Here is a 16,691-nt window from a genome sequence, read left to right as displayed (position 1 = left end):
TGATTTCACCATGATATAATTCCCCACCGGAAACCATCCACTATGTGATTCATTTTATTTTTAAATGCAATTAATTGGTATTATTCAGTAATATATGGAAATTTTAGTAAGTAAAAACATTTTTTGTATTCACCATTGGAGGGACACAAATTGATTTTGACTAATCCAATAAGTGTATCTGAAATAGGCTCTCTATGGCAGACCTATCAAGAAAAAACACTAATTATGAGATTTTTGGAATATTTCATTGAGAAAGCAGATGATACAGAAGCTAGGAATATCCTAGGCGGATTATGGCAGGAGCTGAACTTTTTTGTTAGAGAGATCGAGCAATTAATGACTGAACAAGGAATGGTCATACCTGTTGGATTTACTAAAGAAGATGTAAATTTAGAGGCTCCTAAATTATACGACAATGGCTTTGATATCATGTTTATCCGTGTATTAAAGGAAGTTAGCATGGGCTTGTACACTCTAGGTATGAATATGACTTACAACCCGAAAGTGATGCAAATCTATGAGGGACTAACGACTGTAACCCAAAAAATTTATAAGCTTTCCACTTCTTATTTGCTTGAGAGGGGAATTCTTGCCCTTCCTCCAAAAGTGACCATGCCGAAAAAAACCGAGTTTATTAAAAGTAAAAAATACATGGAAGGCCTCAAATTCTTAGGAGATAAAAGAGCTTTGAATGACCTAGAAATTGGTATTCTCCATCATAATTTAGAGTCAAACAACATCGGGATGCAACTCATAACCGGCTTTGCACAATGCGCTCAAAAGAAAGATGTGAGAGAGTACTTTCTGAAAGGAAAAAAACTAGCACAAAAACAAATAAGAATGATGGAAGACATCCTTCGTGAAGGAGATGTACAGCTCTCTGCTACTAGTGGAGGTACGGTCACTACTTCAACTGTCGCTCCATTTTCAGACAAACTCATGATGCATTGCATTTATATCCTCAATGGATTTGGCCTTGTAGGAACTGGTACCGGTGCTTTTTTCAGTTTAAGAAATGATCTTTCTATGAAATCCATGCTTCTAGCTAAAGACGTCTATCTTTACGCACAAGAAGGAATCGAAATTAAAATTAAGAATGGTTGGTTTGAGGAACCTCCACAAATGGAGGTTCGGAATCAGATTATTAAAAATAGAAATTGAGTAATACAAAAAACACGGAGAAAACCCCAAATTTTCTCCGTGTTTCCCCTATTCTATTGTTTTTTTGAAAATAAGTTAGAAGTTACAGAGGAATTGAATCCTTTCAGAATCAACCACACAGCTAAAATCATTTCATTCGCTGCTACTGGCAGTGCCAACAACCCACCCCAAACAGACACTTGTTCTATAATATCGAACATAACTAACAAGGCACAAATAAACACAAGAGCTGCCCCGGTCATACCCAAAATGGGGATAAACCTCGGTACGAGCTTGGTTTTATAAAATATATAACTGTACATCATCGTATTGATACCGAGCATGAAATTGGGCCCTAGCATAAATGTCCATTCATGGATGGCTTTTAATACGGTACCTGACGTTTGAAAAGCTGCAGCATCTGGAACACCAGATGCAACAAATGTGTGACTTAACGTCAGAAGGGACAGCACACTGATCACACCAATCGTAATGACAATCGCTTCAAGAAACCGAAAACAAACATGCCACAAAGCGATCGTTTCGTTATATCTTCTTAAAATCGGAAACATCGTCGTTGCTGTACCCACCACTGAAACGACAAGAATTAACTCCATTAACGCTCCCCATATAACTCGGTTCGCGTGTTTGGAACCATTGATCAAGTAATCGGAACCGTTTAAGATCGGATCGTATAACATCACACCCGCTACCGCCGAAACGGCCGCTAGAATAAACAATACTCCCACTAGTTTGTCTGCTCTTTTGTTTATCATTATTTATTTATCCCCTTCTGTTCATAAATTGACAAACGGTACAGCAACAACAATCAAACATTCTACAGCGTTGGGTCATCTCCATAAAAGAATACTTCTTCCAACGGCAAGTGAAAGGCATGAGCAATGCGAAAAGCGAGTTCAAGAGATGGGGAATAGTTTCCCTTTTCGAGAGCCACGATGGTTTGTCTTGTAACACCCACCTTGTCAGCTAATTGCTGCTGGGTCATTTCATCATGATTAAATCGTAATTTTCGAATGTGATTGCCGACAAGATTTTTTCCCATATTACACTCCTCTCCGATAGTGATAAAGTTTCGTAGCTGATCCAGTCACATCGGAAACAAAGCCCGAAATGATCAAGATTATGAACATTACGTGTAACGGCTGGTAGAGAATCAGTGATCCCATCGCAAGAAGAAATCCGATCACAAACACAAAAAATGAATTTCGGAACGCTTTTAAGTCGATCAACTTATCCAATTCATCCGCAAAATTCGGTTCCTTTTCTTTGGTTGTCATTCTAAAGACGATGTTAAAGATGATGCTAATTACAATGTGAGCGACGATTGAAACAACCGTTAAGATGAGGACGAAGCTACCCCAAAAACGAAAGGCTTCAGTAGACTCTAGCCCACCTTCGGGATATTGAGGGTACATATACAAACAATAAAACCCGAAAATGAGAATAGCACTGATCATTGACACGATACTTTTCTTTTCTTGATACGTCATAATAACCTCCCATTGTCAACTTACTTTTACATAATGTAAAACCTATTATCCACAATGTATAATAAACTTTACATCAAGTCAAGAAAATTTTACCAAAAAAAAAAAAAAAAGACCGGACACATTTGGACAGTGTGCCGGCCTTGATTGTGATGAATCTAGCCATTTATTCCTCAGAAAGATAAGAACAACAATAATCTACCACCGAATGCACTTTTAATAAAAAGCTTTCGTTTGCAGGTACATAAAACACGCCATTATTTTCAATCGTCTTCCAATCTTGCCCCTGTAATTTATATTCAAGGACTCCCGCTTGAATATCCATCTCTTCTTTTTGAGAGGTTGAAAATTCATATTCTCCTGGAAGCATGATTCCTAACGTTTTTCGAGTACCATCTTGAAAAACTGCGGTTCTACTTGTTACCTTTCCCTCAAAGTAAATATTTGCCTTTGTAGAGATTGTTACATTCGTAAATTCTGCCATTGGATCCATCCTCTCCCTTTTCTGTCCTCATTTAAACATAAAATCATTAATTGGGGAACAAAAAGTTGAGAGTCGCGAGAAGTTTCAATTTTATTCCAATTCTATTAAAACGCCATTTCACAATCGATCTATAGACATATTTCATTCTCCCTCAACAATCTTTCCAAATTCCTCCATTGTTGTGGAATACTTAATATACATTCTTGGTAAAAAGTAAAACTCATCTTTCATGCCTTTTTCAGTAAATAGTTCTGGAGTTGTCGTTAGTCCAAACCTATAGTATTTTTTCGTTTCTTCTACCACCTTTTTATTCGTATTACCATATGGATAAGCAAGCGCAATCACTGGTTTGCCCGTTGAGTGTTGAATTTTTTCTTTAGCTTTCTTTAGTTCATAATCAAAATTGGTTATATTCGTCAGATCAGGATGTGTAGCCGTATGAGACTGAATCGAGATCATACCCGAATCCACCATCATTTTCAAATCCGATGGTGATAATCGGTTGGAACGGCCGAGAAAGTCAGAAAGAACAAAGATCGTACCCGATGGTTGAAACTTTTCACTTTTTAGTTTTTGAAATATAGCAAAAGCATTCAGATTGTTTTTGTATCCGTCATCAAACGTAATGAAGATCGGTTTTTTTACTTTATTTCGATCTTCCCATTTTTCAAACGTTAATAAGGTAAAACCATGATCTCGTAAATAAATCATTTGTTTTTCAAAATTTTCAGGTGTTACATATAACTCTTTAGAACCCACACCCTTAAATTCATCGATCGAATGATAAATTAGAATAGGAATCTTTTGTTGAGCAACTACTTGTGATGGAAGCAGAACAAGTAGAAAACACGGAAAACCACAGCGTTCTTTTTCATAATACTCCTCATATTGAATACCTTTAGTCTTACCGTTCATAAACACTTACAAATACCCTTCGTTTTCTGTTTTGAGGTTCCATGTACAAAAGCTAGTAAATAAACCTACAAAAATTACAGTTAAAATGGATAAAAGAAAGGTATCTTTGGAAATGAGCCATCCTCCCAAGGAAATAACAAGCGTATCGATTAAAAATATCGTTATTCCAACATTGATGTTAAAAAATTTAGAAATAAATTGGGCAATGAGGTCTGTTCCTCCTGTACTTGTTTCATATCTAAGCATGATTCCAATACCCACTCCAATAAAAACCCCTCCCAATATCGAACTAACTATCGGGTGAAAAATCATATCAGATGGTAAAAATTGAGAAGAGGCCAGTAAATCAATGACAAAGGAAGAGATAAGCATCCCATGCAAACTATTATAAAAATAATTTTTGTTATATAACCAAGCTAGCACAAAAATCGGAACACTCAAAAAAATAATGACTAAACCCGCTTGTATCCCCGTTAAATACTTGATAATTAAACCAATCCCAATGATTCCACCATCAAGTACCTCAAAGGGAACTAAAAAAAAATTGATACCAAAAGACAATAACATACTGCCGAGCAGGACAATTCCCGTTTTCTTAAGGAAATACACCATGTTGATTCATCTCCGAACTATTTATGGCCTGTCCTTAATATATGCTTTTTATGGTGGTTTCTTTCATAAAAAAAGCCACTAGGGCTTAATTTAAATGGTTCTGTTTTGAGGTACTATTTTTAAAATACGTGCCGAAATGACAGTCAGATGGGCATCGTTATTGATCTATAAAACCTTTTAAATATAAGATGTTTTGTCCTTAATCGTGTACCCAGCTAAGTAAAATAAGCGGATATTTTTCCGTTAGAGGCAAAATGGAGCTTGTTACGGGGCAAATAAGAGGAGTTTTTCCGCTTATGCTAAGAAAAATCTCTACTTTTCGACTTTTTCGAGCCAATAGGCGGAATTTCTCCGCCAATTTCTCCACTCGGGTGCTTAAAAAACTACGCTCCATCATAAACCAAAAATAAATCTGTTAAGTTTATTTCGAACTGTTCTTATTTGTCAGTATATAACCACATACAAGTACCACTGCAATGACTGAAGAAATTACCGAATATCTTAAAATAGTAAAGAAAAACTCTGGGTAAGGTGTCACCGTAAATGTAGTCATCCCATCTACATCTATCGTGTCTTGTTCCCTTTTCATAAAAATAATTAATAAAAAGAAAGAACCTATAAATGAATATATCCCTGTTTTCACTAAAATTTTCTCCATGAGATAATCCCTCCAGAAAATTTTGAAATCTCATCTTAAATTTTACCATAATTATCCTGAAAGCACTTGTTAAAATAGGTATTAAACAAATCGGGTTATTTCATCCCTCATCATCCCCGATCTTTCCAACATAATCGATTAAAAAGTGCAAAATCATTAGGGGGACTATCGAGTCTAATCCGATATATAATATAGTGAAAAACAAACCGAAAAATGAGGTCTTAAGAACATTTAGATACCCTTGGTAAGTGTGGGCCAAACCAAATAGCAAGGAGGAAAAGACCAACACAGGCCAAATAGGAAAACCTGGAAACAGCTGTAAAAGGGCAAAAATCAGAAAGCCTCGGTAAATGATTTCTTCCGTAATTCCCGCTGTCCAAGACACATACGTCCATACGCGTTTGTCTTCTTTCGAATGAGGCAAGATGTCTTTAAACGCGATTTTCTCGTGCTCTCTTTTCTTTAGCTCAGCAATGTCGTTTCTCATTTTTATACTAATCTTAGATCCTATTAAATAATATATGAGACTAACCAAATAGATTCCCGCTAATCCGAAAGAACCATACGTGACCCAAGGTCCTAAAGTTGATGTATTAATGTTGATTCGTTTTAAGCCAATGTCTTGGAAGTTCAAGGGACCAAATGCAGTTACTACTAAAATTATAACGGTCGGAATCCAAAGACCGAGCATGACTTTTTTATAATACTTCACTCTCTCCGACGGATTTTGTCCGACTCTACTTTTAAATTTTTGATAATCAAAGTAACCATAGACGGGTTCGTACATAACGAGAAATAAAAGGACGATCCAATAGAATATACTCAATGATTTTCCCTCCCTTGATTCACTAGTTCGTAAAAGGGGCGTTCATCGTCGATGGTGAAAAAGATACGTTGAATGCTCTTGTTTTTGATTTGGATCGGCTCTGATAAAACGATTTCAAAAGTGGGTTCGTCAAAGCTTAATAGGGAGAGGTCGAGCACGTCTTTATTTTTTCGATCCTGTTCAAAGTTGATTTTCCCACTTTTGATGGTGCTAATCGAAGATAGTGGGATTCTGATGGCGGGACGAATGCCTACCTTAATGGTAAGTTGATGGTTATGAATGAGGATTGGATTTTTTATTACTGCCCGTAAATCAATCATCAGGAACAAAATCGTGGAAAGGGATAGGAATAAGTGGATCCAATGAAGAATGGGACTCCATTTGTATAGAAGAAACGAGACACCAACCGTCTCAACTACACATACAGCAACCATCGCCCAAATAAACCCGGTATAACCAGACTTTTTATGATACGTAAATTGACGGTTCAACTCAACAGTAGACTCCATTATGATTCTCCTCCACTCACCACAATATGGTGTAGCTTTTTCAATATTTCATGGTATTTGATAATATCTTCTTCTGGCAGTCTCAGGAAATACTTTTCTAACACCCTTTCATCTATGGCGATCATATCTGTAAAAAATTGCTTCCCCTTTTCATCAAGGTACACAAACACTACTCTTCGGTTTTCCTTATTCGTCTCTCTTTTAACATATTGCTTCTTTTCGAGTTTCTGGATAAACTGACTCGCTGCACTTGGGGTACCATTAATGATTTCAGCAATCTCGTTCATCGTGAGGCGATGCTTTTTATCTAATATACTTAAAACCAGTGATTGCTTCTGAGATAACTCATTTTCGTCGAGTAATTTTTTGTACTCATTGATAAAAACAAACTTGATATCTTCTGAAAAACGATTGGCCTCAATCAGCATTTGTTTTAGATCCATTAGAGTTCTCCTTTCTTAAGAATGATTAATAGTTAATTTTTTATTAATAGTTAACTACGCTTAAATATTACACCATATTTTACCTTATATCTATATAAAATATGGGAATGTGTTCAAAAAAAAGCTGAGGACCTATTATGGTCTCCAGCTTGCCGTTGGTAAAAATATTACTCAAGATCCTCCTTTAAAGGCAACAACTGTTCCATTTCAAATAAATATTTTAGTAGACTGTCGTAGCTTTCCGTTTGAAAAAGCAGCTCTTCTGTATTAAACACAAAAATTGATGGTCCTTCCAAGGAGGAAAGTGACTCCTTCATGGTGATCCGGTCGATTAAAATCAAATCATCTTTTTGCGGGTTTTTAAAGGGGTGGCTGAACGCTTCATCTCCTATGACCAAAAGTGATAATTTGTCTTCCTTTTTGGATAACCAGTCTTTATTCAGAAGAACTTTATCGGGCTCTTTAAGCACCTCGAACTTTTCCACCACTTGCAGATAAGGAAGTTCCTTGCTCACATTCCCCACTTCTAGTTGAATGTTTTGCCCCACTCGGATAAATGTATCCGTTAGTGAAAAAGGGTAGTCATCCACATAAATGAACCCTAATTCCCGATCCACTTTCGTTACGATCCCTTTTATCGTCTCTCTACTAACATACGTGTGGTCTTTAATATATTGGAATAATGCCTTTTCAGAATCTGTTCGAAAAACTTCTTTTTCTTCATAAAACAGGAGATACAATGGGCCACTTTCTATTTGTAGCTCTCGAAAATAATTCTTGGCCATTTCTATATGAACATATCCCTTATACTCCATCAGAAAATTCGGTGAAGCCTCTGAAATTTGTTGATGAATCGTTGTATTCAACTCTGAGTCACCGTTGTAAACACCAAGCAAGGAATAGAACCCCTTGTTAACGGGTAAATATTCTTTTTCTGGAGCTACTGGCTCAACGTTTAAAGGAACAATATACTCCGCTCGCTTACCATTTTTCCAGTAAGCTTTTAAAGAAAGAGTCAGGACGCTTGGATAATTCCCCAAAAAGCTAACACTTTCATCATTAAACATACTAGGAATTGGATACGTAGCCTTTCCATTCGGATCGTACGCCCCTTTTGCTATGTACAAAGGTTCCTTTCCTTCTGGGAAATCAATATGGAGTTGATCTCGGTATTCCACTTGTTTATAATTGACGTCTTTAAGGTCAGCCAGTTCCTTTTTTACCTCACCGTCATTCCATGTATAAGAACCAAGAAAGACTTGTGTTTTTTGTTCACCTAAAGAAATGACCGGAACGGGTGGCTTCTCTTCTTTGTACACCTTTTGCTTGTCAAAATAAATCATAACTACTGTGACAATCGTGAACCCGATCAACCAAAGTAGGGCCTTTTTATAATCTCGCTTTCTCTCAGTCTGCTTCTCCAACTCAGTCCTCCTTAATTAAATTCTTCTTTAAGGATGCCGTATTGAGCCAAATCGTAGTATTGACCAAAGCGGGACACATGCTGTCTCAAGGTTCCTTCGTATTTAAGTCCAATTTTCTCCATGATTCTCCACGAGCCTGGGTTGGTGGTAAAGCTTTGGGCGTAAATTCGGTTAAGCTCGAGTACTTTAAATCCATATTGAAGAACTGCCTTCGCGGCTTCCGTTCCGTAGCCTTGTCCCCAATAAGGCTTTCCGACCCAATACGCAAGTTCCCCACGGTTATAGGTAGAATGGATGCTAATGGCCATCAGTCCGATTAACTCGTTCGTTTCTTTTTCAATGATGGCACGGGTGGTAAGCTTCCCTGTTCTCTCCGATTCTAGCGCACTATGTATGAATGCAACAGCTGAACCCTCTGGATATGGATGTGGTATGTTGAGGGTGGTTTTCGCCACCTCGTGATCGCCTGCTAATTTTTCGATTCGATTGGCGTCTGTTGCCTCGAGCTTTCTTAATATTAATCTTTCGGTTACTAACGTCATTCAACCTACTCCCTCCTTTTATACTCCTAACACCCAATGAAAAAGCTTTGCATATGCAAAAGGTAGACTAATAGCAATCAATGCCCCGATAGCAACCGCTGAAGATACATACACGAATAACTGACGAAAATTGATTTCCTTTCGTTTATAACCGATATACAGTACTCTGATCATAAATAATACAGTTATCAGGATAATGAGTGCGGAAAACATACTCGCGATGATTACTTCCATAGGAACCTCCATTCAGCTTATTCTTATGTAAATTTTACCATCTCTAATATATAATTGATATCCGATTCCAAATAAAACTACCTGAAATTACACTCAACCCGTACTTTTTTGATGCCCAAAAGGGGGATTTTTCTTGATTCGACCAGTTTTGATTATTCGTAATTTGTATAGAAGTAATATAACCTTTTGTTTTTCCGCTTTGAATGTAGTACCAAGAACCTGTCTTTTGTAAAACTACCACTTCGTTGTTCTTGTTCAGCCTTCCTAACGCCTTCGAGCTGCTAGATGTTTTTTGTCTGATGAACACGTTGTTCACCGTGATTTTCCCTTTAAACACATTATTCAAAGTGAATTTATGGGGTGCACTCGAGCGGTTTTTCGCTTCATCTGAAGCAATGATCTCAAACGTATATGCTCCATTTGCATTCTTTGCCGCATCCCAAACCAAACTATATTTTCCGGCTGACTTATTGATGTTACTTTGTAGTGTTTTGACGATTTTGCCTTTAGAATCCTTGACATTAATCGCCTCCAAATCTATTAATTTCAATCCTATTAATACTATATTAATAGTTTGGACCTATAGAAATGGTGGTTTTCTTCCGAAAATTTAAGTACCTTCTACTAAAAAACTCCCAGCATTTTTTTGCTGAGAGTACGCTACTTTAGGCTATTGTCCAAACCAAGCACTGTAATAACGACTAAAAGCCACCGCAAAGTCTCCTCTTGTCACCTTTTGACCCGGAGTAAAATTTGCTTCAATCGTTGGAAAAAGATCATATGGTCCTTGTTTCACCACAAAGCTAGCATTTAAAATATTTAAATCTAGAGCCAACTGAACATACCCCTTCATGGTTGCAGAAATCTTATCGCTGTCTTTAACGAGTATTCGTTCCCCTTTGTACAAAACGGTCACATCTCCGCTGTGTTCTCTAGCTTCTTTTTCTAGACCTAGCGCTTGAACCAATGAAAAAGCTAAATCAACCTTTGAAACCTCTCCATTTGGATTGAATTGATTCATTGAATCAAGCTGCATAACACCATTATTTGTCCATCCACGATCACGAATGGCTGCCCCTTTCCCTATGACGGCTTGAATAAATGGTAAAGCATCACCGCTCACATCATTAACTTTAGTCGATAAACTTTGTCTTACACCCGCTCCCATGACGAGGGAACGTGCCAATTCTTGACGAAGTAAATTTTGATCCGGCTTAAATGTTCCATCATCGTACCCATCTATCAATCTCTCATTTACAGTCATTTTTATCGCATCTTCTGCTGAATGACCATCTATATCGGATAAGCCAGAAAAGCCACTAACCTTTGAAAAAGCTAATGTTCCTTTCACAGTCTCTGGTAAAGCTGCACCAATGGGGTTCAATTCGTCGCCTCTAAAGCCTCGAATTTCGGCTTTCCACTCTCCCTTTTGTGGAGATGTTACGGAAACCGTTCGGTCATAATAAAGAGGGAATAAAAGGTTAACGCCTGAACTATATTCCGTCCCATCTGGTGAAATTAACACTAGATTAATCGGGTTTCCCGTCTGACCCAATAATCCTTCCCCGTTGATTTTTGCTGCCACTTGCGATACTCCCTCTTCTACTTGGAAGGTATAACTATTCGAACTTAAAGTGACTGGATTATAGTTGACTTCAAATGCCTTCCTATCTGTACTAGAGTCAACAAAACTATGAAAACGTTGATTCTCATTCACCGTACTCCCGTATGTGCGTTGGAACATGACCTGGTCAATGGCCGAGTAGGCATTGACATATCCTGCCCCCACTTCCCATGTCTCATACCCTGGCATATTTGAAGCCGTATCTTGTAACACTTGTTTAATCTCGTTTGGTGATAGTGTTGGGTCTGCTTCTAATAATAGTGCCACGATACCAGCAACATGAGGGGTGGCCATCGATGTACCGCTCATAGTCGTATAAAAAGGTAAGTATGCAGGTTCAATATATTCTGCATCAGATGTTGCTCCTAATGAGGAAACTGGTGCTAAAACACGAGTAGAGATAATGTCTACTCCTGGAGCCGTGATCGTCGGTCGGTCCTCCCAGCTCCATTTCTGTCCATCCAGTTCAAACGTTCCGCCAACCCCTTTTGTTCCTCTAGATGAAAAATCCGCTAACTTCCCATCCTTTTCACCTGCTGCAACCGATATAACCCAAGGAGCTTTCGCATAAGGATTGTGTGTGTTTTCTCCAGGTCCTTCATTTCCTGCTGCAAATAAGACCGTAATTCCTCTATCATAAGCCTCCTTGCTCGCTAGATTAATCGGGTCATTTGGGTCAAAGTCACCTGAAGAACCCCAGGAGTTCGTGATTACACGAATATTGTATTCCCTTTGGTGAGTAATCGCATAATCAAACCCGCCAATTCCATCAAGGATAAAAAGTGCGGCACCCGATCCATAACCGATTAGGTCCGCTCCTGGAGCTACTCCCTCATACTTTCCTCCTGAGCTTGCTCCTGTTCCACCTACAGTCCCAGCTACATGTGTTCCGTGACCAGAATTCGTATCGGTATTAATGACATTTTCTACATAACTAATCGGTAATAATTCTGGCGCTAAGCTATTTCAAGCTTCTTAAAGATTTTACTAACATGGATTTTCACGGTCTTATCACTAATAAAAAGAGCCTCACCTATTTCTTTATTATTCATTCCTTGAACAAGACAAAGTAACACTTCCTTTTCTCTTTCTGTTAAAAGTTCCTTTGCTTCGCTTAGCGGTTGTTGTGGCTTTTGAAAGTTTAAAAACTTTTTTGTCATCGCTGGATGAATCACAGACTGCCCCTTCGTAACGGAGTAAATGGCATCAACGACATGCTGTGACGGGGCATCTTTTAGCAAATATCCATCGGCTCCTTCTCTAATGGCTGACATGAAGTATTCATCGTGATCGTACATCGTCAAGATTAAAATCTTCATCATTGGAAAATCACGTTTAATCATCTTGGTCACTTCAATCCCATTTATATCAGGAATATTAATATCCATTAATATCACATCAGGCAACAGGCTAGCAGCCTTCTGTACGGCCTCACTGCCAGAAATCGCTTCTCCAACTACCTCAATTCCCTGTTCCATCCCCAAAATATTCTTTAAGCCATCTCTTAGTACCGCATGATCATCGACTAGCATAAGCTTGATCATTTACCCTTCCCCCTTCAATTCCCATTTTCGGTACGGTTAACGTAATCTCTGTTCCATTCCCTTCTTTGCTATCAATCTGAAGGGAGGCATGGATTTTCTCTGCTGCTTCGTTCATATGCAAAATGCCAAAATGGGGTTGATTTCTCGCTTTAATCATAGCTTGGAATAAGGAGAAACCAGCCCCATCATCCTTAACCTTTAATAGCATATGTTCCTTTTGATAACTTAAGAGTATATCAATCCTACTCGCATGAGCGTGTTTAATCGCATTCTGCATGCTTTCTTGGAAGGTATCAAAAATAATTTTCTCTACCATCGAACTTAAAGGATATTCTCCTCCCCTAGTCTCCAAATGAATGTCTAATGAATGCTCTAGTGAAAGGGATTGAATTCTCGATGTGATGGCTGCTATCAACCCAACCCGTTCTGTTGGATAGGGCCTTAGAGCATAAATCGATTCTCGAACCTCTTTTAGACTTATTCGCAGCTTTTCTTTACTATCTTGAATGAGGTGAAGGGATTCATCCGGCATCTTATAAAATTTTCTTTCCGCTGTTTCGAGTTTCATAACCGCACCTGCAAGAGATTGGGCCACTCCGTCATGAATTTCCCGAGCAATTCGATTACGTTCTTCTAAAATCACTGCTTTTTCCTGTTCCGCGATTAGAAGCTTCGTCTTCATGATGACAGCGAGCTGATTCGCAATCGTGGCAGCAGACTGCAAATCCTCTTCTGAAAAGCTCTTCGTCCGACTGCGTCCAAATATGAATAGCCCCACAACCTCTTCATCCATGACCAATGGCGCATACAAAAACGTTCGACACTCTTCATCAAATAACAAGGCTGCGGGACCGCCATCCTTTTTTCTATCGTGAAAAATGGTTAATTTACTAATTTGAGTTAGAGCACTTTGAACAGACTCTATATTATGAACATTATTCGTCAGTATACCAGTGGCAAATTTCAGTGAAAATGTTTCATTCTCTTTAATAAATAGGGTTGATGCGTCCACTTCAATAAAATTAGGCAATTGAGTTTTTAACACCTCCACCCACTCCTCCGTAGGGATCTTTTTATTCAGTTCCGTTGATATGCTAAATAGAGCCTTCAATCGGAACTTCTCCTTTCTTAAACGAGTGATAATCGAAAAAAGCAAGGCAACTGCCACTAAGGGAGAGAAGAAAAAAAAGAAAGCAACTGCATCAATCTCGCCTCTGTTTTGATTCCCCAAAATATAGAACAAACTCAGATAAATAAAGGAAACAACATAACTATTCCATTCTTGAAAGGACTTCTGTCTCCAAATTTTATATGTATAAGGCTGTGGTCTAATCGTTAAAATAAAGTCTACTATTGTATTGTTGATTAGATAGAAGGGTGTCATTATTAAGGTGATAGAGATCATCCCTTGGAAGATCGGAGAAAAATCGTTGACAGGTAAATAAGAAAAGAAGGTCTTTCCAAAATAATACGCCAAAAGCAAGCTAATGATCAGCTGTGCAGGATTAAAGAAGACGATTCGTAACGGTCTTCTTTTTATTAGATTGATCGTAAAAAGAATTACCGCATACGTAACAATCGCATACCCTAACCCCTCCATTACAAAAATGGCATACACTAATGGAAAACTAATGGATGTAAACCCCCTCCAAATTGGCATCGGATAAAATTCTACGATAAAAAGAAAAAAAGCTAAAAGTCCAAAAATAAATGGGTCATGTAGGGGATCTAGGCTCATGATTCCAAATTGTAAAAATACCATTCCACCCACTAATGAAACCACCATAATCGCCACACGTGAAGCCTTTTCACTTTGCTGCAATTTCTTGAGAATGGTCATCGCATGCACCTCCTGTTATAATATTTTCAAATATTCAGTCAATTGTAATTTGAGTATATGAAAAAAACCCAGACCAGTCCAATGGTAAGCACTGACCGATACTGGGACAAACCGAACCCGGTTTGTTTCTGTTATTTTCTCAAACTCTTACTTCCTTGCCTATTCGGCAAAAGGATTATCTCCTCTACTACTTTGGTACTACTAAATAGATTTTCGCTATTTATTTTTCCCTTTGCCATTTCCTTTGCCTTTTCCTTGTTGCTGTTTTTTCCCTTTTTGTTTTGAATCCTTAAATGCTTTATTTTGATGGCTAACTGGATTTTCTGGTCCTTTATTAATAATGGTTTGGGCTGGAGTTTCTGCTGATGGAACCCCTGTTATAAACCATTCATTGTTCTCACTGTACACACTTGCAGGTTGTAAAAACTGACTGTTGTCTGTGTTGAAGGTTCTCATCATTTCTCTAAACATGACATGGGCGATTTTAGTGGTATCACCAGCCATGAATATATTCGGTTCATTTTTCACATATCCAGTCCAGACAGCCATGGTGTATTGCGGTGTATAACCAACAAACCAGCTATCATTTGTCGCATTTTCAGGGTAATTGAGTTTCGCTCGTGTCTCCGCATTAAAATTTGTTGTCCCCGTTTTTCCAGCCATATCTAATTCAGGGATATTTGCCATCATACCCGTACCCGAATCGACCACAGTACGAAGCATATCCGTTACCATAAAAGCAGTATAATCTTGCATCACTTGCTTTGGTTCGTTTGTAAAATTCACTTCTTTTCCGTCCGGGTAAACCACTTTTTTCACAAAATGAGGCAGATTGTAGACTCCGTTGTTCCCAAAAGCACTATAGGCACCAGCCATAGATAAAGGATTCACCGCATTGGCTCCAATGGAATAAGATTCATATACCGTACCGTTATGGAAAGAAATACCCAGTTGTTCCGAAAAGTTTTTTGCCTTCTCTATCCCAACTTCTCTCATGGTAAGTAAGGCTGGAATATTATAAGAATATTGAAGTGCCTTTCGAATGCTTACCATTCCATGGTACTGTTTATCCCAGTTTAGCAGGGGTTGACCTGTTTCGTATGATGTGGCTTGGTCATTGATTAAATGCCCTGTAGACCATTTTAAATGTTCAATGGCAGGACCGTAGTCAAAGATCGGTTTAAATGTAGAACCTGGTTGGCGTTGCATTTCTATTGCCATATTCGTCCCTCGAAGCTTTGTTTTAAAATGGTTCCTCCCACTTCCAATTGCCCTCACTTCACCTGTTTTCGTATCTAAGAAGGCAAAAGCACCTTGAAACTCATCATCTGGATATCGAACGATCTCATTTGTGTTTAACATCGTTTCCGCATATTCCTGAGCTTTAGGATCCAAAGTGGTATATATCGATAACCCATCCGTACTGATATCAACATCCTTTAGTTTCTTCTTTACCTCTTTAAATGTAGCATCTAGAAAGGCTTCATAAGGCATATTTGGTTGCTGATCTCTAGGGATTACCCCTTCTGTCACAGGTACTCTTGCTGCCTCTTCCATCTGTTGTTCTGTAATATAACCTTCTCTTACCATCGACCGTAACACAATACTTCGACGCTCGGTCGCAGCTTCCACGTTCTCTGGAATCGTCGGATCATAATTATTCGGACTCTGAGGTAATCCAGCCAATAAGGCTGCTTGTGAAAGAGTTAAGTTTTTTAAATCTTTTTCCCCAATCCCGAAGTAGTTTTGGGCTGCAGCTGCTACACCATACGAACGGTTACCAAGATATATTTTATTTAAATACATCATCAATATGTCCTGTTTGGAATACTTTTTTTCCAATTGATACGCTAAATTCCACTCTTGTACTTTTCTCTTTATGGTTTTTTCAGGATTCAAGAATGAATTTTTGATCACTTGCTGTGTAATGGTGCTTCCACCTTGAGACCCAAAGTCTCCTGTTACGTTCACCCAAATGGCTTTCGTCGTTCTCTTCAGGTCAATTCCATGGTGTTCGTAGAATCGGGAATCTTCCGTCGCTATAAATGCTTGTTCCAACACCTTTGGTATTTGCTCATAGGATATCTTCGTTCTCTTTTCTAACCCATATTCATATATAAAGTTTCCATTTATATCATAGAATTTTGTTGAAAGCGGGTCTACTAGTTTGGCAGGGTCTAATTCTGGCGCATCCTTCACCATAGAAGCAAAGGCTACTGCTACTGCTCCGAATACAAAGAACACTATGACACTACAAATTAATAGCAATATTTTGAAGTGTTTCCCTTTTTTTATTCTACTTCTCTGCTGATGTTTTCTTTCTTTTTCTGCTTGCTTTCGTTCGTGACGATATCTATATCTTTCTTCAGCCATTCAAATTCTCTCCCA

Annotated in this window: 19 protein-coding genes; 1 reads left to right on the top strand and 18 read right to left on the bottom strand. The window is 38.3% G+C overall.

Annotated elements, in window-relative coordinates:
- The first annotated feature begins 150 nt into the window (after positions 1–150).
- Complete coding sequence (locus tag ACQ5H4_RS14755; RefSeq protein WP_430775748.1) at positions 151–1,161, top strand: DUF3231 family protein; 1,011 nt, start codon at positions 151–153, stop codon at positions 1,159–1,161.
- 53 nt (positions 1,162–1,214) lie between these two features.
- Here ACQ5H4_RS14755 and ACQ5H4_RS14750 read toward each other — a convergent pair whose 3' ends face one another.
- From ACQ5H4_RS14750 to ACQ5H4_RS14665, 18 genes are all read right to left on the bottom strand, one after another.
- Positions 1,215–1,916 (bottom strand): DUF4386 domain-containing protein, encoded by a 702-nt coding sequence (locus ACQ5H4_RS14750; protein ID WP_430775747.1) that lies wholly within the window; start codon positions 1,914–1,916, stop codon positions 1,215–1,217.
- A gap of 62 nt (positions 1,917–1,978) precedes the next feature.
- Complete coding sequence (locus ACQ5H4_RS14745; RefSeq protein WP_430775746.1) at positions 1,979–2,203, bottom strand: helix-turn-helix transcriptional regulator; 225 nt, start codon at positions 2,201–2,203, stop codon at positions 1,979–1,981.
- A 1-nt stretch (position 2,204) separates the two neighbouring features.
- Positions 2,205–2,651, bottom strand: coding sequence for a hypothetical protein (locus ACQ5H4_RS14740; RefSeq protein WP_430775745.1), 447 nt, complete (start codon positions 2,649–2,651; stop codon positions 2,205–2,207).
- A gap of 163 nt (positions 2,652–2,814) precedes the next feature.
- Entirely contained in the window at positions 2,815–3,132 is a 318-nt protein-coding gene (gene ppnP, locus ACQ5H4_RS14735) for a pyrimidine/purine nucleoside phosphorylase (RefSeq protein WP_430775744.1), read from the bottom strand.
- Positions 3,133–3,273: 141 nt separating this feature from the next.
- Complete coding sequence (locus tag ACQ5H4_RS14730; RefSeq protein WP_430775743.1) at positions 3,274–4,047, bottom strand: polysaccharide deacetylase family protein; 774 nt, start codon at positions 4,045–4,047, stop codon at positions 3,274–3,276.
- Positions 4,048–4,053: 6 nt separating this feature from the next.
- Entirely contained in the window at positions 4,054–4,656 is a 603-nt protein-coding gene (locus ACQ5H4_RS14725; RefSeq protein ID WP_430775865.1) for a YitT family protein, read from the bottom strand.
- Between the two features lie 424 nt (positions 4,657–5,080).
- Entirely contained in the window at positions 5,081–5,317 is a 237-nt protein-coding gene (locus tag ACQ5H4_RS14720; protein ID WP_430775742.1) for a hypothetical protein, read from the bottom strand.
- Between the two features lie 100 nt (positions 5,318–5,417).
- Positions 5,418–6,143, bottom strand: coding sequence for a CPBP family intramembrane glutamic endopeptidase (locus ACQ5H4_RS14715; RefSeq protein ID WP_430775741.1), 726 nt, complete (start codon positions 6,141–6,143; stop codon positions 5,418–5,420).
- Positions 6,140–6,652, bottom strand: coding sequence for a hypothetical protein (locus tag ACQ5H4_RS14710; RefSeq protein ID WP_430775740.1), 513 nt, complete (start codon positions 6,650–6,652; stop codon positions 6,140–6,142). The genes ACQ5H4_RS14715 and ACQ5H4_RS14710 overlap by 4 nt, the downstream gene beginning before the upstream one ends.
- Positions 6,652–7,095: a MarR family winged helix-turn-helix transcriptional regulator gene (locus tag ACQ5H4_RS14705; protein ID WP_430775739.1), complete on the bottom strand. Its 444-nt coding sequence runs from the start codon at positions 7,093–7,095 to the stop codon at positions 6,652–6,654. The genes ACQ5H4_RS14710 and ACQ5H4_RS14705 overlap by 1 nt, the downstream gene beginning before the upstream one ends.
- A gap of 167 nt (positions 7,096–7,262) precedes the next feature.
- On the bottom strand, positions 7,263–8,519 hold the full coding sequence (locus ACQ5H4_RS14700) for a hypothetical protein (RefSeq protein WP_430775738.1): 1,257 nt from the start codon (positions 8,517–8,519) through the stop codon (positions 7,263–7,265).
- Positions 8,520–8,530: 11 nt separating this feature from the next.
- On the bottom strand, positions 8,531–9,061 hold the full coding sequence (locus ACQ5H4_RS14695) for a GNAT family N-acetyltransferase (protein WP_430775737.1): 531 nt from the start codon (positions 9,059–9,061) through the stop codon (positions 8,531–8,533).
- Positions 9,062–9,079: 18 nt separating this feature from the next.
- Positions 9,080–9,295 carry a hypothetical protein gene (locus tag ACQ5H4_RS14690; RefSeq protein ID WP_430775736.1) on the bottom strand — a complete coding sequence of 72 codons (216 nt, stop codon included), beginning with the start codon at positions 9,293–9,295 and terminating at the stop codon, positions 9,080–9,082.
- Between the two features lie 43 nt (positions 9,296–9,338).
- Positions 9,339–9,845: an SH3 domain-containing protein gene (locus ACQ5H4_RS14685; RefSeq protein ID WP_430775734.1), complete on the bottom strand. Its 507-nt coding sequence runs from the start codon at positions 9,843–9,845 to the stop codon at positions 9,339–9,341.
- 120 nt (positions 9,846–9,965) lie between these two features.
- Positions 9,966–11,837 carry a S8 family serine peptidase gene (locus tag ACQ5H4_RS14680; protein WP_430775864.1) on the bottom strand — a complete coding sequence of 624 codons (1,872 nt, stop codon included), beginning with the start codon at positions 11,835–11,837 and terminating at the stop codon, positions 9,966–9,968.
- Between the two features lie 38 nt (positions 11,838–11,875).
- On the bottom strand, positions 11,876–12,463 hold the full coding sequence (locus ACQ5H4_RS14675) for a response regulator (RefSeq protein WP_430775733.1): 588 nt from the start codon (positions 12,461–12,463) through the stop codon (positions 11,876–11,878).
- On the bottom strand, positions 12,438–14,303 hold the full coding sequence (locus tag ACQ5H4_RS14670; protein WP_430775732.1) for a GAF domain-containing sensor histidine kinase: 1,866 nt from the start codon (positions 14,301–14,303) through the stop codon (positions 12,438–12,440). Before ACQ5H4_RS14670 ends, ACQ5H4_RS14675 begins: the two co-directional genes overlap by 26 nt.
- Positions 14,304–14,519: 216 nt before the next feature.
- Positions 14,520–16,676, bottom strand: coding sequence for a transglycosylase domain-containing protein (locus tag ACQ5H4_RS14665; RefSeq protein ID WP_430775730.1), 2,157 nt, complete (start codon positions 16,674–16,676; stop codon positions 14,520–14,522).
- Positions 16,677–16,691: the final 15 nt, after the last annotated feature.

The organism is Bacillus coreaensis, from assembly GCF_050586445.1.
Classification (GTDB): Bacteria; Bacillota; Bacilli; order Bacillales; family Cytobacillaceae; genus Robertmurraya_A; species Robertmurraya_A coreaensis.
The sequence above is the reverse complement of the archived record's forward strand: the minus strand, read 5'-3'. Positions and strand labels throughout refer to the sequence as shown.